The following is a 25239-nucleotide window of genomic DNA, read 5'->3' on the forward strand; positions in this document are numbered from 1 at the left end:
AATTCTAGAGACAGTCTATTGAGACACTTTTAAAGTTAAGTGGCCGGTGTTAAAACAGATCCAAAAAATTGGCACCAGCTTAGTTTGAGCCTAATAGATCCATGCTGATCCGCCGGAGTTGGCCCCGCAAGCTAGCGTCAAAGACCTTGGAACCGACTTTGATCACGACACCACCAATCAAATCGGCATCGGTGCTAATGTTCAATTCGACGGCATTGGCCCCGGTCATTTGTTTGACTTGATCGGCGATCGCCGCTTCTTGGTCAGTGGTCAACGGTTGCGCACTCGTGACATCAGCGAGAACAATATTGTTCAGTTTTCGCTGGAGGGCGACGAATTCCTGGCAAATGCCTTCGAGGAAAACAATACGCCGACGATCCACAAGCAAAAACAAAAAGTTGAGGAAGTAGGCATCTACATCCTGGCCACAAACCCCTTGCAGAACACCTTTTTTATCCTCTGCTTTGACCAAAGGATTCATCACAAAAGACCGGAACTCCGCAGACTCTTGGAAGAGTGACAGTAAAGCCCGACAATTTTCTGCAAATGCCTCGACTTTATTGGTCTCTTGTGCAAGGGTCATCAGGGCACCAGCATAGGGCTCAACGACCTGAGCAATCATTGTGTTGCCTTTCATGCGCCACCTCCCAGTTGTGCAATGCTGCGATCAACTAACTTGGCTTGAGCAGACTCATCCAAATCAGACCGCAATTGAGCTTCCACTTTTGCCAGAGCAAGTTCTGCAACCCGTCGCTTCAGCTCGGTGATTACTTTCGCTTGTTCTGTGCTTAATTCTTTAACCGCAGAGGCCTTGAGTTTTTCAACTTCGTCGCGACCTTTGGCCAAGATGTCTTGTTTGGTTTTTTCTGCGGCAACCTTAGCGTCTTCCCGAATTTTGGCAGCCTGGGCTTGGGCCTGTTCGAGATCTTTCTGGGCTTTTGTCAGTGCTTCTTGGGCTTTTTTCGCGCGGTTTTCAGCGTCTTCTAGATCGGCGACAATTTTGCTTTTGCGCGTCTCTAAAATATTGCCAATAAACTTGCTCCCATAGACGTACAGAACCCCAATGATGATCGCAAGGTTGATAATGTTTGTTTCTAAAATGTCGAAGTTTAAATGAAAACCACCCTCCGATGCGGTGGCAAGGTAGGAAATAATTCCCATGATATCGATCTACCCCAGCGCTATTTGCTTATGGTGTATACATCTAAAAATGGATAACTCTTTTTCTTAAAGATATAAAAGCTTGAAATCTTCAAGAGTTCCCATCTAGGCAGCGAAAACCGCACTACCCTAAAGCTTTGCCCCAACTAATTTAGAGGCGATCGCCTGGCTTAGAGAATCAACTTGTTGTTCAAGGGATTTGAACGCAGATTCCCGTTGTGCCTCGATTTCCAGAGCTGCTTTTTCCCGCTCCGCCAAAGCCTCAGCCTGGGCAGACTTCACTTCATCTGCTACGACCTTTTGAGCTTCAGCCTGAGCTTTTGCAATTACATCCTGGGCTTCACGACGCACATCACGGAGTTCTTGCTCATATTGAGCGGCTAAGTCCTCCGCCTTTTGCTGACGTTCTTTCGCGTCCACTAAGTTAGTGCGAATGTAATCGGAACGGTCGTCAATCGCTTGACCAATAGGCTTATAAAAAAGCTTATTTAACAACGCCGCCAAGACCAAAAACTGAATGGCCATCACGGGGAGCGTTGCGTCAAAATCAAAAAGACCACCCTCAGCGGTTTTCTCGACTGCTTCAGTTGCTAAAACAATTGTCCAGTGTGTCATTTATCAATTGACCCCACCGTGTTTGGGTCTTATAGAGTTTATACATCTAGGGGGTTACCCCATTGTCCCATGGAAAAACGGGGCCTAGGTCATCCAGGTGAGCTGCTTTTAAATCAGCCTCGAATGACCTAAACCCAGTCCAGTGTCTTTTTACGCAAAGGGGTTTGCAAACAAAAGAACGAGGGCAACAACAAGACCGTAGATGGTTAAAGCTTCCATAAAAGCCAAGCTGAGGAGGAGAGTACCGCGGATTTTGCCTTCCGCTTCGGGTTGACGGGCAATCCCTTCGGCTGCACTACCCGCAGCATTACCTTGACCAATACCAGGGCCGATCGCCGCAAGACCAACAGCAAGAGCAGCAGCAATAACAGAAGCAGCAGCAGTTAAAGAATCCATAATTTTTTCCTTTCGATGTTATTGAAGTGGATATAAACAGGTCTCTAAAACAGATCCCCGTCAAAAAAATTAACAGAAAAAGTGACCAGAAACACAAATCAAGTTGAAATTTCTAGCTAGCCTTCGGGCTTTTATCAATAATCCTGAAGTCAAACCTTCCCTTAGTGATGACCTTCCATCGCTTCAGCAATGTAGGCTGCGGCGAGGGTCGCAAAAATCAACGCTTGGATCGCACTGGCGAATAAACCAAGCGCCATCAAGGGTAAAGGAATAATCAGGGGAACCAAGAAAACCAGTACACCAACCACCAGTTCGTCCGCGAGGATGTTTCCGAAAAGACGGAAGCTCAGGGAGAGGGGCTTGGTGAAATCTTCCAGAATGTTAATTGGAAGCAGGATAGGGGTTGGTTCCAAATATTTTTTCAGGTAACCAATTCCACGCTTTTTGAACCCGGCATAAAAGTATGCCAAGGAAGTCAACAGAGCTAGGGCTACGGTGGTGTTAATGTCGTTAGTGGGAGCGGCCAATTCACCTTCGGGTAAACCAATGATTTTCCAAGGCACAAGGGCACCGGACCAGTTGGCAATGAAGATGAAGAGGAACAATGTTCCAATGAAGGGCACCCAAGGACGATATTCTTTTTCGCCTAGCTGGTTTTTAGCCAGATCCCGAATAAATTCGAGGGCGTATTCCATGAAGTTTTGGAAACCACCAGGGACACGCTGAACATTACGGGTTGCTAGGATCGAAGCAAGCACGAGTACAGCAATAACGAACCAAGAGGTCATTAGTACCTGTCCGTGAACTTTTAAGCCACCGAGTTCCCAATAAAAATGTTTGCCGACTTCGAGTTCAGCAAGGGGAAATAAACTAAATGTAGTTAAACTATTAAGCATTTCCATTTGATGATCTTTCCCCGGTTCTTTCTCTCGACAATCAAGGGCTAGGGCGGAATTCTAATTTGTTTTGTCTGCGGCAAGTAAACTATTCGGCAGCACATAAACAATGATGGCAAGTTTATAGGTAATGAACCCTAAAAAAGCGGGGAGAATTTCCAGTTGCTCCAGTTGGGTTGCGATGACGATCAAGCCGATAAAAAGGGCTAGGCGACCGGAACCGGTTCTGGGATTAGTGCTACTGATTTTTTCTACGCTTTTTGCCAACTGTCTCAAATAAATTATTCCAACGCCAGCACCAATGAGATAACTCACTGCTGTTTGGGCAGAATAGAAGTACCAGACCAACAGGGCGATCGCCCCACTGATGGCAAGAGTCACAAAAAAAATGGACTGTTTGAGCTGATAGTACTCGTCCATTGGGGTGTTACTTGCCGAATCCCCATTGTTTTCTAAGGTTGAGTTAGAAGAGTTGGGAATGTCTGATTGGCTTTGAGACTCAGATGAATTCACGCTCAGCAGGTTTAGAAGATCAAGGGTTTTGATCAGTTTATTTGACTGTCTATATTGCTTTGTACAAGGGAAACAGTACAAACCACGTGCAATCATATCACGCCATTGTCACAATCCTTAAAAAGTTCCCCATGACCCAGGGCGAAGGCTGTAAAAGGGCTAAAGATGGGGATTTCTGGGTTGTGTCTGGGGAGATTCAAGTTATTTTTATAGGGCGCAAACCTGCTTTGGTGGGAGAATGAATCGTTCTAGGAGGATTATGGCGATGGAGACTGCGGTGTTAGATTGGGTGGCGATCGCCGGTTATTTTGGCGTTACCCTACTGGTTTGCTGGCAAATTTTCAGTCGGCACTAATCAGCTTTTCCTGACTTTTTCTCAGTATTTCACTCCATTCAAACTGATGTTATGCGCGAGCAACTTATTCTTCCCACCATGGGCTGTGGCACCTGGGCCTGGGGCAATCGCCTGCTGTGGGGGTACCAACCCAGCATGGATCAAGAACTACAACAGGTGTTTAATTTCTGTGTGACCAGTGGCATTACCCTCTTTGATACGGGGGATTCCTATGGAACCGGGCGTTTAAGCGGTCGTAGCGAAAGCCTACTGGGGCAATTTTCTCAAGCCTACGCTGGTCGTCACCAACAGGAAATCGTTCTGGCGACTAAACTGGCTCCTTATCCTTGGCGGCTCACCGCTGGCTCGATGAAACGGGCTGGAGCCGCTTCCGCGAAACGTTTACAGCGGCCAATTGATTTAGTGCAAATGCATTGGTCAACGGCAAATTATGCCCCTTGGCAAGAAAAACGATTATTGCGCGGTTTGGCAGAACTGTACGAAACGGGTCAGGTGAGAGGCGTAGGGTTATCCAACTATGGTGGTCAGCGACTCCGGGAAATGCACCGTTGGTTTCAGGATTGGGGCGTACCGATTCGGACATTGCAGGTGCAGTATTCTTTGCTTTCAACGGATCCGGTACTGAAATATGACGTCAAAGCCGTATGCGACGAATTGGGGATTCAGTTAATCGCCTATAGTCCCCTGGCCCTTGGTCTGTTGACGGGAAAATATAGCTTAGATAAACCGCTGCCCAAGGGTCTAAGACGGCGAGTTTTCAAGCAAGTTTTGCCGAACATGGCCCCGTTGCAGAGCTGTTTACAGGAGCTGATGGCGCTGCACCAAAAAACCATGGCCCAGGTAGCTTTAAACTGGTGTATTTGTAAAGGGACAATGCCGATTCCGGGGGCAAAAAATCTCACCCAAGCCCAGGAAAATGCTGGGGCATTGGGTTGGCACCTAAGCGCCGCTGAAGTAGAAGCCCTCGATCAAGCGGCAGCCCAAGTCACAAAAACCATGGTGCAAAATCCGTTCCAGTCCCGTTAAATTTTGAAGATTGCCATGACCACTGCTCCTCATCCTGTCCCTGTGCTTGAATCTCCCGAACAGTTGGCGGAATGTCTCACCCAAGCCCAAACCTGGGCAGAAATTGAACTGCTCACCCAAGCCTACCCCGACTTTAAGGCGATCGCCTGGAAACAATTATCGGCAGATCAGCAAGGCCGCATTCTCAAGCTCAGGGATTTGAAAGATAAGGCGATCGCCCAGGAGTTCCCCCTTGGTTGCCTCGTGCAACGCCGGGCAGATCCAGAGCAAAAACAGGGCAAAGTAGTGGATTATTGGGACGCCTACGGGGTTGATTACGTCGTGTTTACCGTTGATGGCTTTACCGATTGGTGCCCCGGTTCTATGCTCGAACGACTCGATTAAAACGGTAGGCGCTGCTCTTGAGAAAATCAATATATATTGCCGCGCTTTAACTTGTGAAAGGGAGCGTGTTATGAAAAAGTACGTGCTCTTTTCAGACTTGATCAACCCCAGGCCCATGCGTGATACCTCCGAAATTCGTTTTCAGCTACACCACGAGCTCAACCAGTGTTACCAAAAACTCTTTGATTCCCTTGCTTCCATGCAGATCAAAGAAGGGGATGCAGCCACCGTTGCTCAACTCCTGCTTAATTCTCGTCTGGATGCCCTAAAACACCTCGTCAGTGAAGCAGAACGTCCTGCCTACGATGCCCGTTACCCTGAGGACGCTGAAGATTAGTCGGCGATCGCCATAGAAAATCCCTGCCATTAACAGTTTGAATATTCAGGGTTTCACTGCTGCATTAATCGGTTTATTGATCGGATACGAGAAAAAACCCAGGGGATAAATTGATATCGCCTGGGTGACAAATGATTGAGAGAATTTCTGTCAAAAACTATTGGGGCGGATCAACCCAGCGACCATCAGCTTTGATTAGGTTAATCAGTTCTTCAACCCCTTGGGCTTCGGGGACTTTGCGGATTTCTTCCCGACCACGGTATAGGGAAATTACACCGGGCGTTTTCCCCACATAGCCATAGTCCGCATCGGCCATTTCACCGGGGCCATTCACGATACAACCCATTACGGCAATATCTAGACCCGTGAGGTGATTTGTCGCTTCGCGCACCTTGTGGAGCACTTCTTCAAGGTTAAAGAGCGTCCGGCCACAGGAAGGGCAGGCGACGTATTCCACCATGGTTTTCCGTAGGCCTAGGGCTTGGAGGATGCTATAGCAGACAGGGATTTCCTTTTCCGGTGCTTCCGTGAGGGAAACACGGATTGTGTCGCCAATGCCTTCCGCAAGGAGCGTCCCAATGCCTGCGGTAGATTTAATGCGGCCATATTCTCCATCTCCAGCTTCGGTCACACCCAGGTGGAGGGGATAGTCCATGCCGAGTTCATCCATTCGTTTAGCCATGAGGCGATAGGCAGCCAACATCACCGGGACACGGGATGCCTTCATGGAAATGATCAGGTTATGGAAATCGAGGGACTGACAAATCCGAATAAATTCTAGGGCTGATTCGACCATGCCTTCGGGAGTATCCCCGTAGGTGAAGAGCATCCGCTCAGCGAGGGAACCATGGTTGACGCCGATGCGCATGGCTTTGCCTTGATCCCGCAGGGAAACCACTAAGGGTTCGAGGGTTTCACGAATCTTTTCACCAATGGCCGCAAATTCTGCTTCGGTATAACCGGTGCGATCGCCACTGGCCTGTTCAAAAACATAAAGACCGGGATTGATGCGCACTTTATCCACGTGTTTGGCAACTTCCAGAGCAATTTTCATGCCGTTATGGTGGACATCCGCCACAATTGGCACTGCCTGGTAGGTCTCGGCGAGCTTCGCTTTGATCTGAGCCAGGGAACGGGCGTGGGCCATACTCGGAACAGTTACCCGGACGATTTCACAGCCAATTTCATGAAGTCGGCGGATTGCCGCGACGGAGCCCTCTATGTCAAGGGTATCTTCGTTGATCATCGACTGGACAACCACAGGATAATCACTGCCGATGGTGACATTGCCCACCTTGACAGCTCTGGTTTTCCGGCGATGGATAGTGGTATCCACAAGGGAATCGGTCGTTTGCACAGGACGCTCTACAGCTTGCATGGAACTTGAGGATAGGAAATTACAAAAAGTCGCTGGTATCTAGGATCTAAGCATAAGCGTTGGCAAAGGTTCTAGGCAACGGGAAAGGGCATCTGGGCCAAGAAACGCTCGAAGTCAAAATGCTTTTGGAACAGGGTCTGGGCCACTTCTACTTTAATCGGTTCCTGGAGGCGCACATGGTTAAAGGCTTGGTCGATGATTTCGACGGTGGTCAGGGTGTCATAGTCCACCGACAGAATTGGGATTTCTAGGTCTTCGGCGCGGTTGAGAATAATTTCTTGGGGGGCGACATGGCCTGTCAGGATCAGACATTGGGTGGAGGTTTCTAGGGCTGCCAGTTGCAGATCAGTGCGATCGCCTCCAGTGACCACCGCCATATTTTGTCGTTGCCGGAAATATTTCAAGGCAGAGTTAACGTTCATCGCGCCAATGGTGAGACTTTCGACCATCAGATCTAGGCGATTAGCCCGACAAAGAACTTCCGCATTGAGGCGCTTCACCAATTCCCGCACTGTTACACTCCGGAGGATCCGGTCGGCGGGGACAAGGCCATAGACATCAATACCCCGCTGGGCCAAGAAGGGCTTAATTTGAGTCTCGGCGGTTTCGAGGGCTTCGGGGGGAATTTTGTTAATCACCACTCCCATGAGGCGATCGCCCAGGAACCGATAAATTGTCAACAAACTATCAACTAAAAGCTTGTGGTGGTAGGGGATGACCAAGAGGATTTTGGCCCCTAGGGTCGCCGCAATTTCTCCGGCAGAGAGGTTAAATAAACTCCCTTCCCAGAGACTTTTGGGGGCTTCGATAAAGGTAATGTCACTGGCGATCGCCCCTAGATCATCCTTGAGTTTTTGAGGATAATCGGTTTGGTCTTGACCCGTAAGTCGCTGGGCCACCGTTGCCTCATCCAGAAAAAGTACCGGCGATCGCACTTCCGTTTCCTTAAGACCAAAGGCTTCCCCAAGGAACCGGAGATCATCTTCGATGCGGGTGAAACGCCCATTCTGCTCGTCATGCCAAACTGTACCGATGGGCTTACTGTAGGCCACAGAGATGCCTTTTTGCTTAAGGCTCTGTACCAACCCAAGTAGCACAGCAGATTTCCCACTGTAGGGTTCGGTAGAAGCAACGACGATATGTTGGGTTGAATTGGTCACACCCACTACTCCTTTAGAAGCTCACATTCTTTAGCCTCCACAATAACGGAATTTCGCGACTGAGCAAACCAGGACGCTATTCTTTTTTTAGGCCCAGAAGCTCCCGATAAAAATCCTTAGGAAAGTCAATGGCCCCGTCACGACCAAAGCCAATTAAGAGATCAATGAGGTAATCTACGAACTGGTGGTTTGGTAATGTCACGCTGTAACTGAGATCCGCCTGGGCCGCAAATTGAAGGCGACAACTGGTCATTTCCGACGGTAATTTAGAGACATACCAACTGGCCACAAAGGGGATACTTTCTCCTTTTTCGATCACCCGTTTCCCCTCAACGGAGCCGATCTGGTATAGTCCGAGGGCTTTGGGCAGTGTTTTTTGTTTATTTTTTGGATAGTAGGGAGCATAAACCATCACTTCTCCCTTTCCTGCAGATTGGATATCGTCAAAAACAGCCATGGGGCATTGCTCTAAAGAAATCAGTTAGCGTTGAGAATACATCGCATTGTAGCCTGTTGGCTGGTTTCTGTTTTGTTCTAGGATTGGCTGAAATTTCCGTTGAATATTTCTTCATCCGTTTTGGTTTATGTCGCAGAGGATCAATACCGTGGTTTGTCCCCATTTGTTAAGTGTAGCGCCGATGATGGATCGCACCGATCGCCATTTTCGTTACTTGATGCGCCAGATTACCCGACGGACACTACTCTACACGGAGATGATTACCACCCAGGCGATTATCCATGGCGATCGCCCCAAGCTTTTAGACCTCGATGCCGCAGAACATCCCATTTCCCTCCAGTTGGGGGGCGATAATCCTAAGGAATTGGCTGAATGCGCCAAGGTGGGCGAAGACTGGGGTTACGACGAAATTAATCTCAATGTGGGCTGTCCCAGTCCGAGGGTGCAACAGGGCAATTTTGGGGCTTGTTTGATGACCCAGCCGGAGTTGGTGGCCGATTGTGTAGCGGCGATGCAGGGGGCAGTCAATATTCCCGTTACAGTAAAACATCGCATTGGCGTCGATAAACAAGATAGTTACGCAGACCTCTGCCGCTTTATCGAGATTGTCTCGGCAACCGGATGCGATCGCTTTTCTGTCCATGCCCGCAAAGCCTGGCTACAGGGTTTAAGCCCAAAGGAAAATCGCACGGTACCACCTTTACGTTATGCAGATGTTTATCGGTTAAAACAAGACTTTCCTCACCTCTGGATCGAGATCAATGGCGGCATTACGACGCTAGAACAAATTCAAACCCATTTAACCCAAGTGGATGCCGTAATGGTGGGGCGGGCAGCCTATGACAACCCCTATCTGTTTGCGACGGTGGACCGCGATATCTACGGGGAAGCGATTCAGCCCAAAAGCCGCCATGAAATTGTTGAGGAGATGTTGCCCTACATTGAACGTGCCACAAAAGCCGGGGTGAAACTCCACAGCATTAGCCGTCACATGTTGTCGCTGTTTTTAGGCCAGCCCGGCACCAAAGCCTGGAAACGGTTTATCACGGAGGAGGGTCGAGGAACGACGGTGGGGCGAAAAATTATTGAGCAAGCCTTGGCCCTAGTGCCCCAGACAAACGCGATCGCCGATCCGGTCTCCATGGTTTCTGGGAGAAAGTGACCATGACAGCAAAAATTATTGTGTTTGATGATGACCCGACGGGCTCCCAAACGGTGCATAGTTGTCCATTACTATTGCGTTGGGATGTGGACACGTTGCGGTTGGGTTTACGGGATCCGGCCCCCATTCTATTTATTTTGGCGAATACCCGCGCTTTGACAGAACCAGAGGCGATCGCCACCACCACAGCAGTTTGTCGGAATCTCAAAATTGCCCTGACCCAGGAAAATATCCAGGAATATCTGATCGTCAGTCGCTCGGATTCCACCTTGAGGGGCCATTTCCCGGCAGAAACCGAGGCGATCGCCAACGTATTAGGGCCGTTTGATGCCTGTTTTTTTGCCCCAGCATTTTTTGAGGGGGGCCGCATTACCCGCAACGGCATTCACTATGTCCAGGAAAATGAACGCTTGATCCCCGTGGCTGAGACAGAATTTGCGGGCGATCGCCTCTTTGGTTTTCAGGACAGTTTTTTACCTGATTTCATTGCGACAAAAACGAAGGGCGTAGTGACAGCGAATCAAGTGGCTTGCCTGAATCCAGGGAATTTACCCGAAAATCTTCAAGATTATTTTTGTCGTCTGCAGAATGGCAAATACGTTGTCCTCGACGGTGAACAACAGGCTGATTTTGATCGTCTAGTTCCGGCGCTATTTCACGCGATTCACCAGGGTAAAAAGTTTCTCTTTCGCAGTGCCGCCAGTTTGCTGACTTCCCTCGCGGCTCTTGGCCCCCAGCCGATTCCCCCAGAAAAAAGTTTTACCGTGCGGCGATCGCCAAAACCAGGCCTGATTATTGTCGGTTCCCACACGCAAAAAACCACCGTACAACTCGCGGAATTACTGCAATTGATAAGCGTTGTCGGTCTTGAGATCGATGTAGAGCTGTGCCAAACATCCCCAAGTCGTGATCAACTAGCAGTAGCGATGCTAGAGCAGATCCAAAAAATTCGTCAGGCCGGACAAACCCCCGTAATCTTTACCAGTCGGCAAGTGCCAGCCAGCGACCAAGCCCAACATAACCTTGAATTTGGTAAAAATATCACGGCTCTATTCCTTAAAATTTTTGCCCAGTTGCCCGCAGATCTCGGCTTTGTGATTAGTAAAGGCGGTAACACCACCAATGCGCTGCTCCAAAAAGGTTTGCGGGTTCCGGCGATTCAGTTGCTCGGCCAAATTATCCCCGGTTGTTGCCTCGTGCGAACGGAGCATGATCACCCGCAATTTCCCCAGTTACCTGTGGTACTGTTTCCTGGCAATGTGGGCGATCGCCACAGTCTCGTCACCGCTTACCAACGCCTCCAAATTCCCCGTTGATCCCAATCTAGGCTTTATTTTTTCTTGAAACCATGAACGACATCGAAGCCCTATTTCGCGACCTATGCCAGCGCTATGCCGATCCTCACCTTTGGCAACCCGATTCTTCCCACTATCCGGCTCTTGCTGCCCTTTACCACGGCATTTGCGACGGCAACCAGCGGCTGAATCTGACCCGAATCACGTCTCCAGAAGACTTTTGGGAAAAGCATTTGTGGGATTCCTATGCCGCTTTGAAACTAGACGTACTGGGGGAACGTTTAACTCAGCCCCAAAAAGTCATCGATGTGGGCACTGGGGGCGGCTTTCCCGGCATTCCCTTGGCGATCGCCTTTCCTGAGTGGCAAATTACCCTGCTCGATGCCACCCGTAAAAAAATTAATTTCCTCGTTGAACTGAGCCAAACCCTCCAACTGAATACCCTTGGCATCGCTGACCGGGCCGAAACCCTGGGTCAAGACCCAAAATACCGGGAAAGTTACGATATCGCGACGATCCGCGCCGTGGGTAAAGCCTCCCTCTGTGTGGAATATCTCTTGCCCCTACTCAAAATTGGCGGCCTCGCGGTTCTCTATCGGGGTCAATGGTCTGAGGCCGAAACAGAACAACTCCAAGGGGCGATCGCCCAATGTGGTGGTCAACTCCTAGCCGTACAGCAATTTACCACCCCGATTACTCAAGGCCAGCGCACCTGTCTCTACATCGAGAAAAACCAGACCACAGCCCCCCAATTCCCCAGGGCGATCGGCCTGCCGAAACAATCCCCCCTCGCCCCGGTTTAAGCCTTATAGATCAAGCTCCCTGGCCCTCTGTCGAATCTTGTTTACTTGATCCCAAGAGATGGTACCCTGAGTATGGCAAATTTTTACATTTGGTTAAAACTTTAGGAACAAAGCCAGCATTTGGCCTAGAGCGAAACCAATCGATAATAGAGAAGCATGGTAGCTACACAAGAAAAAACTTTAGGTAAAATCACTCAGATCATTGGCCCTGTCATTGACGCAGAGTTTCCCAGTGGCAAAATGCCCCGGATTTATAATGCTCTAAAAATCCAAGGCAAAAACCCCTACGGCCAAGAAATCAACCTCACCTGTGAAGTTCAACAGTTGCTCGGCGACAACCAAGTCCGGGCCGTTGCCATGAGCTCCACCGACGGTCTCGTTCGCGGCATGAATATCCTCGACACTGGTGCCCCCATCAGCGTTCCTGTAGGGAAGAAAACCCTCGGTCGGATTTTCAACGTCCTCGGTGAACCCGTAGACGAAAAAGGCGAAGTTGGTGCAGAAGAAACCTCCCCAATCCACCGCCCTGCTCCTAAGCTGACCGAACTCGACACGGCTCCTTCTGTGTTTGAAACGGGCATTAAAGTTGTTGACCTTCTTACTCCCTACCGTCGTGGTGGAAAAATTGGTCTCTTTGGTGGTGCCGGTGTTGGTAAAACCGTCATCATGATGGAGCTGATCAACAACATCGCCACCAACCACGGTGGTGTGTCTGTATTCGCTGGTGTAGGGGAACGGACCCGTGAAGGGAATGACCTTTACAACGAAATGATCGAATCTGGCGTTATCAACCCCGATAACCTCAACGATTCCAAGATCGCCCTCGTGTACGGTCAGATGAACGAGCCCCCCGGAGCCCGGATGCGGGTTGGTCTGTCTGGTTTGACCATGGCGGAATATTTCCGTGATGTAAACAAGCAGGATGTACTTCTCTTCGTTGACAACATCTTCCGCTTTGTCCAGGCTGGTTCTGAAGTATCGGCACTGCTCGGTCGGATGCCCTCTGCGGTAGGTTATCAGCCCACCCTCGGTACTGACGTTGGGGATCTCCAGGAGCGCATCACCTCCACCAAGGAAGGTTCTATCACCTCGATCCAGGCAGTTTATGTCCCTGCGGATGACTTGACTGACCCTGCTCCGGCAACCACCTTCGCTCACCTCGACGGCACTACTGTACTTTCCCGTGCTTTGGCGTCTAAAGGGATTTATCCTGCTGTGGATCCCCTCGATTCCACCAGTACAATGCTTCAGCCCAGCATCGTGGGTGAAGACCACTACAACACGGCGCGTGCGGTACAGTCTACCCTCCAGCGCTATAAGGAACTCCAGGACATCATCGCAATTCTTGGTTTGGACGAACTTTCTGAAGAAGACCGTCTGACCGTAGACCGGGCCCGGAAGATTGAGCGTTTCTTGTCTCAGCCTTTCTTCGTGGCAGAGGTATTTACCGGTTCTCCTGGTAAGTATGTGACCCTCGAAGAAACCATTGAAGGCTTCAAGCGCATCCTCTCTGGTGAATTAGATGATCTACCTGAGCAGGCGTTCTACCTCGTTGGTAACATCGAAGAGGCGATCGCCAAAGGCAAGAAGCTCAAAGAGCAAGGCTAAACCCTGCCTCGCCTAAGACATCAGGTCAGTGCTACCGTTCTGCGGGGTGCTGACCTTGAACGTCAGAATTTTCCTTATTTTTTGAATTAGATTTAAGCAAATGGCTTTAAAAGTACGAGTGATCACCCCAGACCGGACGGTACTGGATGACAGTGTCGAAGAAGTCATCCTCCCCAGTAGTTCTGGTCAAATCGGTATTTTGTCGGGCCACGCGCCCCTCCTCACAGCCCTCGAATCCGGCGTCATTCGCGTCCGAACCAGTGGTTGGGAGAACATCGCAATTACCGATGGCTTTGCTGAGGTAGAAGCCAATGAAGTAAAGGTGCTGGTTAACACTGCAGCCAAAGGTCAAGACATCGATCTTGAGGAAGCCCGCAAGGCCTTTGAAAGTGCAAAGGCACAACTTGATCAAGTCAATGCGGCAGATCGTAAAGCAATCCTTGATGCCCGCAAAGAACTCAAGCGGACCCGGGCCCGCTACATGGCGGCTGGTGGCATGGCATAGGCAATGTGTCGCCCCAGGGCCAAAAAATTTTGCAATAAAAAGGCAGCCCTAGAGCTGCCCATTTTTTTATAGAAATTAATTACAAAATAACAGTCGTAAAAACTTAGATAGTGATTACATTTAAGACAAGTACAGGGGCAATTGACTTTAATTACTGCCGCTAAAGGCCACTTCAGGGAATTTTGCCTGGGCTTCAGCCATACTGGTCTTTTTGCCATGTTCCTGCCAGTAGTTAATGACTTCTGTGGCTTGGTTGAGCACTTCGATGCGCTCTGCCTCAGAAATCCAGTGCTTCGCTTCTAGTTCGTCTTTTAATTGTTGCCAAGCGTCGTTACGGGGCCAAAAGAAATAGGCGGTCAAAGGACTGGTGCCTTTCCCAACAACTTGATCCACGGCGATCGCCACGTCTTTATCTAACCAAAGTACCTTTAAAAGAAATCTTTCTACCAAAGAAGCCTCCAAACCCAAATTTACACAAGTGGTTTCAAAAATTTACAGTCTATTATTTTACATTGAAGCGGGAGATTTGGATGCCCCCTAGAAAATCTCCTGACGAATTGGGGTAACAAATCCAGAGAAATAAACACTTGTTACCGGGGGCGATCGCCCCAAGCTATGTCATTGTGACGGGCGAATGTTAGACTATTTGCAGATAGATAAAATATTTTTTATCTATACCACCCCGATCAAGAAATCCTGAAGTGGGCCTGACCCGCTTTTTTTGTTGTCTAGATTTCCCCATGGCTCATCCCCTCATCCCCCGAATCGTAACCTGTGCCGAACCCATTGCTGCAGAGTTGGGTTTAGAAGTGGTGGACGTGGTGTTCCAGACGAATAAAAAACCACCAGTCCTCAGAATTGATGTCCGGAATCTCTCCCAAGACACTGGCCTGGAGGATTGCGAGCGCTTCAGTCGCCTACTCGATCCTCAACTGGAAGCCCAAGAGATCATTCCTGGGGCCTATGTGCTGGAAGTCTCTAGCCCTGGCACCGACCGCAACCTCACCACGGATCGAGAGTTTATCGCCTTCCGGGGCTTTCCTGTCCGGGTGAAAACCTATGCTCCCTACAAAGATCAAAAAGAGTGGTGTGGCACCCTCCGGGAACGGGATGAAGCGGCAATCCATCTCAATCTCAAGGGCAAGGCGATCGCCATTCCCCGGAAACTAGTCGCCAAAGTACAGCTAGATGACCAACCCTAGTTGCCCCAAACTGCCCCAAGCTTTGTTCATTTATCGATTTTTTCTATCCGTAAATTTCTATGTCCCTTGTTAGTCTCACTGGTTTAAGCGCCCTCGTTGAAGAAATCAGCGATCGCCACAATTTACCCCAAAGTGCCGTCCATGAAGCCCTCCGGGAAGCCCTGCTCAAAGGTTATGAGCGCTATCGCCGTTCCCTAACGCTCAACCAAGCCACCCCCTTCGCCGAAGATTACTTCGATAACTTTGAAGTCGAACTAGACCTCGAAGACGAAGGCTTTCGGGTATTGGCCACCAAGGTGATTGTCGAAGAAGTGGAAAACTCCGATCATCAAATTGCCCTACAAGAAGTCCAAGAAGTCGCCAATGAAGCCCAACTCGGTGATTCCGTAATCCTAGACGTCACCCCCGAACAGAGTGATTTTGGGCGGATGGCCGCGATTCAAACCAAGCAAGTGCTGCTTCAGAAATTACGGGATCAGCAACGAAAGCTCGTCCAAGAAGAATTCCAAGAACTAGAAGGGGAAGTCCTCCAGGCCCGTGTCCTCCGTTTTGAGCGGAACTTTGTGGTGATGGCGGTTACCAGCGCCTTTGGTCAACCAGAAACCGAAGCCGAATTACCCAGACGGGAGCAGCTCCCCAACGACAATTACCGCGCCAATACCACCTACAAAGTCTATTTAAAACACGTCAAAGAAGGCTCCCACCGTGGCCCCCAGTTAGTCGTTTCCCGCGCCGCCGCAGATTTAGTCGTTTACCTGTTTGCCAACGAAGTCCCGGAAATCGAAGAAGAAATCGTGCGGATTGTGGCCGTTGCCCGAGAAGCGAATCCCCCCGGCCGTTATGTTGGCCCCCGCACAAAAATTGCCGTGGATACCCTAGAGCGGGATGTGGATCCTGTCGGTGCTTGTATTGGGGCGCGGGGATCACGGATCCAAGCAGTAGTTAATGAATTGCGGGGCGAAAAAATTGATGTGATCCGTTGGTCGCCAGATCCAGCGACCTATATTGCCAATGCCCTGAGCCCAGCACGGGTCGATGGGGTAATCTTGGTTGATGCGGAAGAGCGACAGGCTACGGTACTGGTACCCGAAAACCAACTGAGCCTTGCCATTGGTAAGGAGGGACAAAATGTACGTTTGGCCGCACGCTTGACGGGCTGGAAAATTGATATTAAAGATAGTGCCAAGTACGAGGCAGAACAAGCCGCCCTCGCCGAACAAGAGACAGCCCCACCCAGTGAAGTGGAGTCGGAAACTGCTGTGCTGCCGGATCAAGCTGAAACGGAACCTTTAGAAGAAGAGGCCACGCCAACGGACGCTTAGATTCCGGGGGGAATTTTGATGTAAAAGGCGATCGCCATTTCAACCATTGCCATGGAGCCAAATCTACGCCGCTGTGTTGCCTGCCGCAAACTTGCCCCAAAACAATCTCTTTGGCGGGTGGTTCGAGTCTATCCATCCCAGCAGGTACAATTAGATCGGGGCATGGGGCGTTCCGCCTATCTCTGTCAATGTCACCATTGTCTAGAAATGGCCCAGCGCAAAGATCGGCTCGGGCGATCGCTCAAAAAGAACGTCTCCCCTGAGATTTATCAAACCCTAAAAGAACGCTTAAATTCTCTCAATTAAAGCTCTGACAATCGCCACTCCTCAAGCCATTATGGACGCGCGATGCTATTTAAAATCATCCCTGAAATTATTCAGATTAAACCTTCTTTTTATTGTTGAACTCTAGCAAGCTCGGAGGCCTTTCCATTCATCATTGCCGCTAATCCCCGTTGGATTTAGATCCCACAATCCACATTAAACCCACCTATCCCTCACTCACCCTCAATTTGTACGACTAGTAGTTAAGGACATTATTGGATGAATAACGAAAAAGTTAGAATTTACGAACTTTCAAAGGAACTAGATCTCGAAAACAAAGACATTTTAGAATTCTGTGGCCAGCTCTCCATTGATGTGAAGAGTCACAGTAGCACCATCACGACAGAAGAAGCTGATAAAATCCGGGCGATCGCCACACAAAAGCGCCCCCAAGCCCCCAAGGCCCAGCGGCCCCAGAGAAAGAAAAAACAAGAAATTCTCTCCGTCCAGCACCAGCCCCAGGGCGCAAAACCCCAGGCTAGTAAATCAGAATCAGCCGACGCAAATCAACCAACCCCAACAGCCAAAAAGCTTGAACGTCCGAAATTGCAGTCTCCTCCGAGTCGAGGAAAAGAGACACCTGCACAACCAGAAGAGTCCCCGGCCAACAATGGAGCCAAAGCTGAGCCAGTGGCCAAGACAACTTCCCCCAAAGCAGAACCAGCAGCCCCCGCTGCCCCGAAACCCAAGCTCATGGGGCCGCCGCCTCGGCCAACCCCCAAATCATCTGCTCCCAAGACGCCCGATGCCAGTCCTGCAACGGCAGAAACAAGCAGTGGGGCAACCCAAGCCGATGTGAGGGCCAAATCCCTCTCGAAAAATACCGCCGAAGCCCCGGCCAAAGCACCAAAATTACGGCCAAAACCGCAAATTGTTGGCACCGTCAGTAAAAAGCCCGCCCCTGTTCAAGCGATTGAACCTGAGCTTGACGAAGAACCCGATACCAACAATGTCGAAGGGGATGATGATGCGGCCCCAGAAGTCCTTCTTGCTCCTCCTAAGCGCCCCGCCGCAAAACCCAAAAAAGCCATTGGCCCGAAACCCAGCAAACGTAAAGTCTGGGAAGATGAGGAAGAGGACGAATCCGAAAGCAAGAAGACAAAAACCAGCAAACTCAAGCGTCGCCCCGTTGTCATTGATGACGATGACGATGACTTTGGCACAACCACAAACAACAATGCCGAAGTGCCTTCTGTCAGCTTGTCCATTGCCCGTCCCCCCAAACCGAAGAGTGCTTCATCGTCTCCTTCCCCAAGCAAGCCATCACCTTCAAAACCGAAGAAACCAGCGGCGAAACGATCTGGCAGTGGTGGCAGTGGTCAATCTCAGAAAGAACAACGGCGCGATCGCCCTGATGTGAAAACACCACCAGCGGAGATCACCCTCACAGAAACCATGACCCTCCGGGAAATGGCGGATATCCTCTGCATCGCTGAAACAGACATTATCCGTCGCCTCTTCAGTAAGGGGATCGCGATCAACATCACCCAAACCCTAGACTACGACACCGCCCAGATGGTAGCCGAGGAATTTGACGTGAAAGTCATTGCCCCAGAGGTGAAATCAGCGGCTGAAAAATCCACAGAAATGCTGGATGTGGCCGACCTCGAACACCTCCAACATCGTCCTCCAGTCGTCACCATCATGGGTCACGTTGACCACGGTAAAACTACCCTCCTGGACTCCATCCGCGAGACTAAGGTGGCCCAAGGGGAAGCCGGGGGAATTACCCAGCACATTGGTGCTTACCACGTGGACATCGAACACAACGGGAAACCCGGTCAAATTGTTTTCCTCGATACTCCTGGTCACGAAGCCTTTACGGCCATGCGGGCCCGGGGTGCAAAGGTGACAGATATTGCTATCCTCGTTGTCGCCGCCGATGACGGTGTCCGTCCCCAGACCCTAGAGGCAATCCGCCACGCCCAAGCGGCCAAAGTGCCCATCGTTGTGGCGATCAACAAAATGGATAAACTCGGCGCAGAACCAGATCGCGTCAAGCAGGAACTCTCAGAACAGGGCTTAGTGCCTGAGGAGTGGGGCGGCGAAACCATTATGGTGCCCGTCAGTGCCCTGAAGGGAGAGAATCTAGATACTCTCCTGGAAATGATTCTGCTCGTCTCTGAAATTGAAGAACTCTCGGCGAACCCAGATCGTCTGGCGAGAGGCACAATCATTGAAGCCCACTTGGATCGCGCTCGCGGCCCGGTAGCGACTCTGTTAGTACAGAACGGAACCCTACGGGTTGGTGACATCATTGTGGCGGGATCGGTGATGGGTAAAATCCGTGCCATGATTAGCGATCGCGGGGAAAAAGTCATAGATGCAACACCGTCTTTTGCGGTGGAAATCCTTGGTTTAAGTGAGGTACCAGCGGCTGGGGATGAATTTGAAGTCTACTCCAGTGAAAAAGAAGCCCGGGCGATCGCCGACGAACGGGCCGAAGGGAAGCGTCAATCTCGGCTCCAACAGGCCATGTCTTCCCGACGGGTCAGCCTTAGCAGTCTCTCGGCCCAAGCCCAAGAAGGGGAACTCAAGGAACTTAATTTGGTACTCAAGGCTGATGTCCAGGGTTCCGTCGAGGCGATTCTCGGCTCCCTCCAACAACTGCCCCAGGACGAAGTCCAAATTCGTGTCTTGCTGTCTGCTCCCGGTGAAATCAGCGAAACAGATGTTGATCTTGCCGCCGCCAGTGGGGCGATCATTATCGGCTTTAACACTACCTTGGCTCCCGGTGCGCGACAGGCCGCCGAACAGGAAGGGGTTGATATCCGCGAATATAACGTGATCTACCGTTTCCTCGAAGAAATCCAAGGGGCGATGGAAGGTCTTCTGGATCCAGAGGAAGTCGAAGAACCCCTGGGTCGGGCCGAAGTGCGGGCCGTCTTCCCCGTCGGTCGTGGCTCCGTTGCGGGCTGTTATGTCCAGTCGGGTAAGGTCGTTCGTAACCGGATGATCCGCGTGCGTCGGGGTGATGTCGTCGTCTATGACGGTTCCCTCGATTCCCTCAAGCGTGTCCGCGAGGATGTCCGGGAAGTCAATTCTGGCTATGAATGCGGGATTGGCGTCGATAAATTTAGTACCTGGAAAGAAGGGGACATTATCGAAGCCTACGAAATGGTCTTCAAACGCCGCACCTTGGCGGGCCGCACCAGTTAAGTGACGCACGTTGTTTAACTGGCAATAATCCTTTAATCAAAAACCTCCTGGGCAACTGGGAGGGTTTTTTTGGCGATCGCCAATTTCGCTTTCAATTTCACCCTGGGGATTCAGAGAGTTACGTTTCGGTAGGTTTCAAGACAGGATAAGATATGGGATGATCACTCTTTAGTAATTTCAAGGCGTTATTAAAAATGGATGTTCTTTCTCTAGGTTGGGGCGCGCTATTGGCCCTGTTCACTTGGTCGATCGCCATGGTTGTTTGGGCACGTAACGGTTTCTAGGATTGTGGAAACAATTTTTTTAAATTCTCTTTTTTTGGGAGCCCTTGCCTTGCTGCTATTGGTCAGCGGTGGGATCTCCTACCTCACCTTTGTAGAATGGCGCGATCGCCGTCGTCAAGACCGAGATAAACGGGGCAAGTAACCCTCAAACGAACTTGCGCGGCCTTGGTGCCTTTCCCGAACTATCTTGCTTGGTTAATCTCCTGTGATGGCAGGGGATTTTTTTGTGGATGTTGTGCCTAGACAATTTCTACAGACGCCCCAGAAGCCGAACAATTTCTGCCACAATCAAAGGAAGTACCATTTCCAAAAACCATGGCGATTCCCGCAAACGAAATTGATTTAGCCCGGTATCTCGAACATTCCCTGTTGCACCCAGCCGCCACCGCAGCCCAGGTCAAAGAATGCTGTGAGGCGGCAGTCCAATTTGATTTTCCGGCGGTCTGCCTCTACCCAACGGCGATAAAAACAGCCCGAGATTACTTACACCAGCGACCGATTCAGATTTGTTCTGTCGTCGGTTTTCCGGCCGGGGCCCATACGACCGCAACCAAACTCTACGAAGCCCAGGAAGCGGTAGAAAATGGCGCAACGGAATTAGATGTGATGCTTAATTTGGCCTTGGTGAAAATGGGGGAATCGGAGAAGCTCTATCAGGAAGTGGCGCAAATCGTCGAACTAACTAAGGTTCCCATCAAAGGCATTTTAGAAACGGCTCTCCTAACCGATACCGAAAAACGCCTTGCCGCAGAAATTTGCCTCGATGCAGGGGTGAGTTATCTCAAAACCTCAACGGGCTGGTTCGGGGGGGCAACGGTGGCCGATGTAAAGTTGCTCCATGGGATCACCAAAGGGCGCATTGGGATCAAGGCAGCAGGAGGGATCAAAACGGTTGACCAGGCGATCGCCTTAATCCAGGCTGGTGCGACTCGCCTTGGCACCTCCCGGAGTATCAAGATTATGCAGGAAAGGGAACAAGCGAGCGACAACCCAACTTGGTAAATACGGCATGTCTTTTAAAGTCACAGGCATCATTCTCAAAGGCAGCCCCCTCGGTGAAGCGGATCGGCTGGTAACGATCCTATCGCCGGAACAAGGGTTGGTAAAAGCCGTAGCCCCAGGGGCGCGTCAACACCGTTCTGCCCTGCGGGGACGCACCGAATTACTGGTGGTCAATGAATTTGTTTTGACCAGGGGGCGATCGCTAGACCGGATCCAACAGGCGGATATGCTCACCTCCTATTCTGGCCTCAGACATGACTTTGCCAAATTAGCCGTGGGTCAATACCTCGCAGAAGTAACCCATTACCTCGCAGTGAGCCACACCCCCCAGCCGGAATTATATGAATTGCTCCGAGAACATTTACGCCGCATCGAAGCTTTAGAATTTCAGCCCAGCGCCAGGGTGACCCAGATCATCGCCCACCTAACCCAAGCTCTATTTCATCTGTTGGCGATCGCCGGTTTTGCCCCCCAAGTTCAACATTGCCAGGGCAGTCAAACCCTTATTTCTCCCAACTTTGTTGATCCCCGGTGGCGCATTGGCTTTAGTCACGATCTGGGGGGGATTATGGTGCTGGGCCAGGGAAATATCCGCCCCGATCAACGGCTGACGGCTTTGGAACTAGATATTTTACAAATGCTACCCAATCGTAATTTGCCGGAGCTGCAACGGTGGTCCCAAGCAGAACAAATGGTATTTTCCTTAGAAACGGCTTGGCTCCGGGTTGAACATCTGTTACGGCAATACCTTGAGCATCACATTGGCAAAACCCTCAAGGCGGCCCCGCTCATCGATACCCTTGCCCCCTTAGCTTTTTAAGGGGCGATCGCTAATTGCTGGCTGCAGCCGGGACTGAGGATTCTTGGGCCTGGAGTTGTTGCACCCGTTGTTCCACAGCTTCTAAATTTTGTTGGTAACTGGCCCGTTTCGCCTGGGCAAAATCGTAATAAAAATCCTCTGCTGGAATTGCGTCTAAGGTGGCGATCGCCGTTTGCCACTGTTCAATAATCTCTTGCCATTGGGCCACAGAAGAGGGCGGATTTTCAGCCATTTGGGCTGCCGTTGCTCCCTGGGATAAGCCTGTGATTAGATTGCCAAGACTGCCATTGAGGGACTGGTAATCGGCGAGTTGGGTCTGCACTTCTCCGTACCGAGGCGACCAACGGGGCACGGTTTCTAGGGTGGCGATCGCCTCTTCTAAATTGGCTTGGGCCTGGAGAATCGCTTGGCCAGAGGGATTTTCGCCAGCAGCAAACAGCGATCGAGCCGGATCAGCCAGTTGTGTGGCGGTGGTCAAGGGCGCACAGGCACCAATCACACAGGGACGACTCAAACCATAGCCCGCTACCCCCACAAGGACTAACAACAAACCCGCACCGAGGATTAGAGGGCCTTTTTTGCGAGGGCGATCAGAGGATTCGGTAAACTCTTCTAGCCCCCCGTCAGCAGTGGTAAACCCTTCAAAATCGCCGCTGGAATCCATCGGCTCTTCTTCTGGGGCGGCGGTGTCAAACGAGTCTTCTTCTAACTCATTGCCCACGGGCGGAAAGGGATCATCCGTGGCTTCGAGGTCAATATCTTCCGGAAATTCAGATTGTTCAGGGGAGTCCGGTTCATTTTCTGGAGGTTCTCCATTGGAAACAGGCTCGACTTCAGACTGGGTGAGGGCGTGGAAAGCATAGGGTTCGTTGGCCCCGGTGATTCGCAAATAAATGAGAGTTTGATGCCCTTGGACGCGGGGATCACCCTGGAGGCGATCGCGGATCAGCCGGAAAAGGGGCGGGAGTTCTGTCGGGGCCGGAGCTTGATGTTGTACCAGGACAAGCAACAGACCTTCCTTAAAGAGACAACGCACCTGAATCGGGTCTGTGGGGAAATATTCTGCTTCAAGTTGAGTTTGGAGATCCGCTTGCAGATCCTGGAGATTTAACGGGGCAACATCGGACATAACCGCAAGAACAGCCTATGGACTTGAAATGTCATTGTAAGTAAAGCTCAAAAAAAAAGTCTTGTCAAAAGACCCCGGCGATCGCCAAAGCTCAGTTTATTTAGCGGGACTGTTGCCGCAAAAATCCACTAAAACTATCAACTCCCCAAGTAAGCAAGAGGAAACAAAGCAAGGTCAGACTAACGCCCCCATAATTAAAACTGCTCAATTGTTCCATCAGAAGTCGCCCCAGGCCGCCCGCCCCCACGAGGCCGACAATGACCGTTTCCCGTAGACAGACTTCCCAACGATAAAAACTGTAGGCAATAAAATTAGGCAGCGTTAAAGGCACCGTACCATAGAGCCAAACATTGCCTTCGCTACTGCCCAAGTTCCGGAGAGCATTGAGGGGCGCAGGAGGAACATTTTCAATTACTTCGCCCATTAATCTGCCTAAAATGCCCAGGTTATGAATCCCCAGGGCGATCGCCCCCGGCAAAGTCCCCGGAAACATCACAAACACCACCACCAACGCCCAGATGGGAGCCGGAATACTGCGACAGACTAAAAGCACTAAATGACTTAAGAGCCGTTGTCCCCAGAAAATGGGCCGCTGATTTTTCGCTGCCAAAAAGGCCAGAAAGAATCCGCCCACCCCAGCTAAGGTGATCGCCAAAATAGACATCTCCAGAGTCTGTAGACCCAGGATCGCTAACTGTTTTCCCTGGGCGAAATCGAAACTGACGGTCTGGAGTTGAGTCATAACTTCCCCCAAAAAGTCTTGGCCCCGGCCAGACCAGAGTCGCGACCAATCGGGCTGAATATACCAAAATCCCCAAGCCACTAAACCACTACCGAAAAGCATCGTACCAAGGAGCCAATCCCGCCGCTGTCCCCCCAATTTGTAACGATGACTGTTGAGGTCAAAGCGACTGGTGCAATCTAGCCGTTGCCGCAAAAAATGGCTCCCCCAATCCACCATCCCATTCAACGCAATCAGGTCATAAAACAACGTCCAAAGCTGTTCGTAGCGGAGGGATTGCAGACTTAAATAAATTTCATAGCCCAGGCCCCCAGCACCAATAATGCCCAACACAGCCGCCGAACGCAGGGAACATTCAAAGCGATAAAAACTGTAGGACAACAAATTAAACAAAGCCTGGGGCAAAATCCCATAGAGAAAAGCTTGGGCCGTGGGGGCACCGCTATAAATTAAGGCTTCAAAGGCGGCCCGGGGAGTCTCATCAATGATTTCGGCAAAAATTTTCGCCACAATCGCCCCAAAGGGAATGGCGATCGCCCCCAAGGCCACCACCGGATCTAGACCCCAAACATTAATCAAAATTAGACCCCACACCACCTCATGGATCGAACGGGGTACAGCTAAAAGCAACCGGATGCCGCTTCCTAACCGCTTGCCTTGGGGAAACATCGTCTCCCAGAGCAGCTTGGCACTAAGCAGTCCGCCCACCGTGCCCAACACCAAACTCAAAAATGTGCCGCAGAGGGCATAGGCAAAGGTGGTCAAGGTTGCCTGGCAGGTCAGGAGGAGAAAGTCCGTTGTTAAATTTGGCTGAAAAGCGGCCCCCACAAATCGCCCAAGGGTGCCTAAACCCTGGCCATTAAATAGGGCTCCCCCCCGAACGGTAACGTCGATCAAACTGCAGGCGATCGCCAGGCCAAAAAGACCAAACCCCCAAGCCTTGGGCTGAACATTTCGGGGCAGCGGCAGGGAGATTCTAAACATCAATGGCAAGATTCGGCGGAGAGTATGGCAAAATTATCAACAAATAATTATTAAACACATTAAGGAAACCCTCATTATGACTCCCTCTTTGGCAAACTTTTTCTATAGCCTCTTGGCTGGCACCTTAGTTGTGGTCATTCCTGCCACCGCATTTTTGATTTTCATCAGTCAGCAGGACAAAATTAAGCGCTAGATATTCCCTTCCAAAACACGAAACTGC

General features: G+C 50.6%; 28 protein-coding genes. 16 read left to right on the top strand and 12 right to left on the bottom strand.

Annotated features, from left to right (window positions below):
• Positions 1–79 precede the first annotated feature (79 nt).
• The 6 genes from atpH to AWQ22_RS03775 all read right to left on the bottom strand — a co-directional run bounded on the left by atpH (position 80) and on the right by AWQ22_RS03775 (position 3488).
• On the bottom strand, positions 80–637 hold the full coding sequence (gene atpH, locus AWQ22_RS03750) for an ATP synthase F1 subunit delta (protein WP_065710234.1): 558 nt from the start codon (positions 635–637) through the stop codon (positions 80–82).
• Positions 634–1161, bottom strand: a complete 528-nt coding sequence (locus tag AWQ22_RS03755; RefSeq protein WP_012306365.1) for a F0F1 ATP synthase subunit B — start codon at positions 1159–1161, stop codon at positions 634–636. The genes atpH and AWQ22_RS03755 overlap by 4 nt, the downstream gene beginning before the upstream one ends.
• Positions 1162–1290: 129 nt before the next feature.
• The gene (locus AWQ22_RS03760) at positions 1291–1776 is read right to left on the bottom strand and encodes a F0F1 ATP synthase subunit B' (protein WP_012306366.1); all 486 of its coding nucleotides are present in this window, start codon (positions 1774–1776) and stop codon (positions 1291–1293) included.
• A gap of 150 nt (positions 1777–1926) precedes the next feature.
• Positions 1927–2172 carry an ATP synthase F0 subunit C gene (gene atpE / locus AWQ22_RS03765; RefSeq protein ID WP_012306367.1) on the bottom strand — a complete coding sequence of 82 codons (246 nt, stop codon included), beginning with the start codon at positions 2170–2172 and terminating at the stop codon, positions 1927–1929.
• Between the two features lie 161 nt (positions 2173–2333).
• Entirely contained in the window at positions 2334–3068 is a 735-nt protein-coding gene (gene atpB / locus AWQ22_RS03770) for a F0F1 ATP synthase subunit A (protein ID WP_012306368.1), read from the bottom strand.
• A 60-nt stretch (positions 3069–3128) separates the two neighbouring features.
• Positions 3129–3488, bottom strand: coding sequence for an ATP synthase subunit I (locus tag AWQ22_RS03775; protein WP_065710235.1), 360 nt, complete (start codon positions 3486–3488; stop codon positions 3129–3131).
• 499 nt (positions 3489–3987) lie between these two features.
• Between AWQ22_RS03775 and AWQ22_RS03785 the strand changes: the two genes are divergently transcribed.
• The 3 genes from AWQ22_RS03785 (at position 3988) to AWQ22_RS03795 (ending at position 5683) form a co-directional block, all read left to right on the top strand.
• Positions 3988–4962 (top strand): aldo/keto reductase, encoded by a 975-nt coding sequence (locus AWQ22_RS03785; protein WP_065710237.1) that lies wholly within the window; start codon positions 3988–3990, stop codon positions 4960–4962.
• A gap of 15 nt (positions 4963–4977) precedes the next feature.
• Entirely contained in the window at positions 4978–5346 is a 369-nt protein-coding gene (locus AWQ22_RS03790; protein WP_030005972.1) for a hypothetical protein, read from the top strand.
• Between the two features lie 70 nt (positions 5347–5416).
• Positions 5417–5683: a hypothetical protein gene (locus AWQ22_RS03795; RefSeq protein ID WP_232321468.1), complete on the top strand. Its 267-nt coding sequence runs from the start codon at positions 5417–5419 to the stop codon at positions 5681–5683.
• A gap of 157 nt (positions 5684–5840) precedes the next feature.
• On the opposite strand, the gene ispG is transcribed toward AWQ22_RS03795, so the two are convergent.
• The 3 genes from ispG to ebsA all read right to left on the bottom strand — a co-directional run bounded on the left by ispG (position 5841) and on the right by ebsA (position 8678).
• Positions 5841–7061: a (E)-4-hydroxy-3-methylbut-2-enyl-diphosphate synthase gene (gene ispG, locus AWQ22_RS03800; RefSeq protein ID WP_012306372.1), complete on the bottom strand. Its 1221-nt coding sequence runs from the start codon at positions 7059–7061 to the stop codon at positions 5841–5843.
• Between the two features lie 71 nt (positions 7062–7132).
• Positions 7133–8221 (bottom strand): phosphotransacetylase family protein, encoded by a 1089-nt coding sequence (locus tag AWQ22_RS03805; protein ID WP_012306373.1) that lies wholly within the window; start codon positions 8219–8221, stop codon positions 7133–7135.
• A gap of 76 nt (positions 8222–8297) precedes the next feature.
• Entirely contained in the window at positions 8298–8678 is a 381-nt protein-coding gene (ebsA, locus tag AWQ22_RS03810) for a type IV pilus biogenesis protein EbsA (protein WP_012306374.1), read from the bottom strand.
• Positions 8679–8805: 127 nt separating this feature from the next.
• Between ebsA and dusA the strand changes: the two genes are divergently transcribed.
• The 5 genes from dusA (at position 8806) to atpC (ending at position 14051) form a co-directional block, all read left to right on the top strand.
• Positions 8806–9840 (top strand): tRNA dihydrouridine(20/20a) synthase DusA, encoded by a 1035-nt coding sequence (dusA, locus tag AWQ22_RS03815; protein ID WP_065710239.1) that lies wholly within the window; start codon positions 8806–8808, stop codon positions 9838–9840.
• Positions 9841–9842: 2 nt separating this feature from the next.
• The gene (locus AWQ22_RS03820) at positions 9843–11156 is read left to right on the top strand and encodes a four-carbon acid sugar kinase family protein (RefSeq protein WP_065710240.1); all 1314 of its coding nucleotides are present in this window, start codon (positions 9843–9845) and stop codon (positions 11154–11156) included.
• 32 nt (positions 11157–11188) lie between these two features.
• Positions 11189–11938, top strand: a complete 750-nt coding sequence (gene rsmG / locus AWQ22_RS03825; protein WP_065710241.1) for a 16S rRNA (guanine(527)-N(7))-methyltransferase RsmG — start codon at positions 11189–11191, stop codon at positions 11936–11938.
• 156 nt (positions 11939–12094) lie between these two features.
• Complete coding sequence (gene atpD, locus AWQ22_RS03830; RefSeq protein WP_065710242.1) at positions 12095–13546, top strand: F0F1 ATP synthase subunit beta; 1452 nt, start codon at positions 12095–12097, stop codon at positions 13544–13546.
• 100 nt (positions 13547–13646) lie between these two features.
• Positions 13647–14051: an ATP synthase F1 subunit epsilon gene (gene atpC / locus AWQ22_RS03835; protein WP_012306379.1), complete on the top strand. Its 405-nt coding sequence runs from the start codon at positions 13647–13649 to the stop codon at positions 14049–14051.
• A 147-nt stretch (positions 14052–14198) separates the two neighbouring features.
• On the opposite strand, the gene AWQ22_RS03840 is transcribed toward atpC, so the two are convergent.
• Entirely contained in the window at positions 14199–14501 is a 303-nt protein-coding gene (locus AWQ22_RS03840; protein WP_012306380.1) for a 30S ribosomal protein PSRP-3, read from the bottom strand.
• A gap of 290 nt (positions 14502–14791) precedes the next feature.
• Here AWQ22_RS03840 and rimP point away from each other — a divergent pair, with 290 nt between their 5' ends.
• From rimP to recO, 7 genes are all read left to right on the top strand, one after another.
• Positions 14792–15253, top strand: a complete 462-nt coding sequence (gene rimP / locus AWQ22_RS03845; RefSeq protein ID WP_065711622.1) for a ribosome maturation factor RimP — start codon at positions 14792–14794, stop codon at positions 15251–15253.
• Positions 15254–15312: 59 nt separating this feature from the next.
• Positions 15313–16575: a transcription termination factor NusA gene (gene nusA / locus AWQ22_RS03850; RefSeq protein WP_012306382.1), complete on the top strand. Its 1263-nt coding sequence runs from the start codon at positions 15313–15315 to the stop codon at positions 16573–16575.
• Between the two features lie 51 nt (positions 16576–16626).
• Complete coding sequence (locus AWQ22_RS03855; RefSeq protein ID WP_012306383.1) at positions 16627–16881, top strand: YlxR family protein; 255 nt, start codon at positions 16627–16629, stop codon at positions 16879–16881.
• A gap of 237 nt (positions 16882–17118) precedes the next feature.
• Positions 17119–20058 (top strand): translation initiation factor IF-2, encoded by a 2940-nt coding sequence (gene infB / locus AWQ22_RS03860; protein ID WP_065710243.1) that lies wholly within the window; start codon positions 17119–17121, stop codon positions 20056–20058.
• Between the two features lie 194 nt (positions 20059–20252).
• On the top strand, positions 20253–20342 hold the full coding sequence (gene petN / locus AWQ22_RS16310) for a cytochrome b6-f complex subunit PetN (protein ID WP_071819460.1): 90 nt from the start codon (positions 20253–20255) through the stop codon (positions 20340–20342).
• A 315-nt stretch (positions 20343–20657) separates the two neighbouring features.
• Positions 20658–21344, top strand: coding sequence for a deoxyribose-phosphate aldolase (gene deoC, locus AWQ22_RS03865; RefSeq protein WP_065710244.1), 687 nt, complete (start codon positions 20658–20660; stop codon positions 21342–21344).
• A gap of 7 nt (positions 21345–21351) precedes the next feature.
• Positions 21352–22164, top strand: a complete 813-nt coding sequence (gene recO, locus AWQ22_RS03870) for a DNA repair protein RecO (protein ID WP_065710245.1) — start codon at positions 21352–21354, stop codon at positions 22162–22164.
• A 10-nt stretch (positions 22165–22174) separates the two neighbouring features.
• Here the strand turns inward: recO and AWQ22_RS03875 are convergent, their stop codons facing one another.
• Both AWQ22_RS03875 and AWQ22_RS03880 read right to left on the bottom strand, forming a co-directional pair.
• Complete coding sequence (locus AWQ22_RS03875; RefSeq protein ID WP_065710246.1) at positions 22175–23293, bottom strand: hypothetical protein; 1119 nt, start codon at positions 23291–23293, stop codon at positions 22175–22177.
• Between the two features lie 100 nt (positions 23294–23393).
• Positions 23394–25019 (bottom strand): ABC transporter permease, encoded by a 1626-nt coding sequence (locus AWQ22_RS03880; RefSeq protein WP_065710247.1) that lies wholly within the window; start codon positions 25017–25019, stop codon positions 23394–23396.
• Positions 25020–25095: 76 nt separating this feature from the next.
• On the opposite strand from AWQ22_RS03880, the gene psbX reads away from it, so the two are divergent.
• The gene (gene psbX, locus AWQ22_RS03885; protein WP_030005983.1) at positions 25096–25212 is read left to right on the top strand and encodes a photosystem II reaction center X protein; all 117 of its coding nucleotides are present in this window, start codon (positions 25096–25098) and stop codon (positions 25210–25212) included.
• Positions 25213–25239 lie beyond the last annotated feature (27 nt).

Origin of the sequence: Picosynechococcus sp. PCC 7117 (genome assembly GCF_001693275.1) — a bacterium.
Lineage (GTDB): Bacteria > Cyanobacteriota > Cyanobacteriia > Cyanobacteriales > MRBY01 > MRBY01.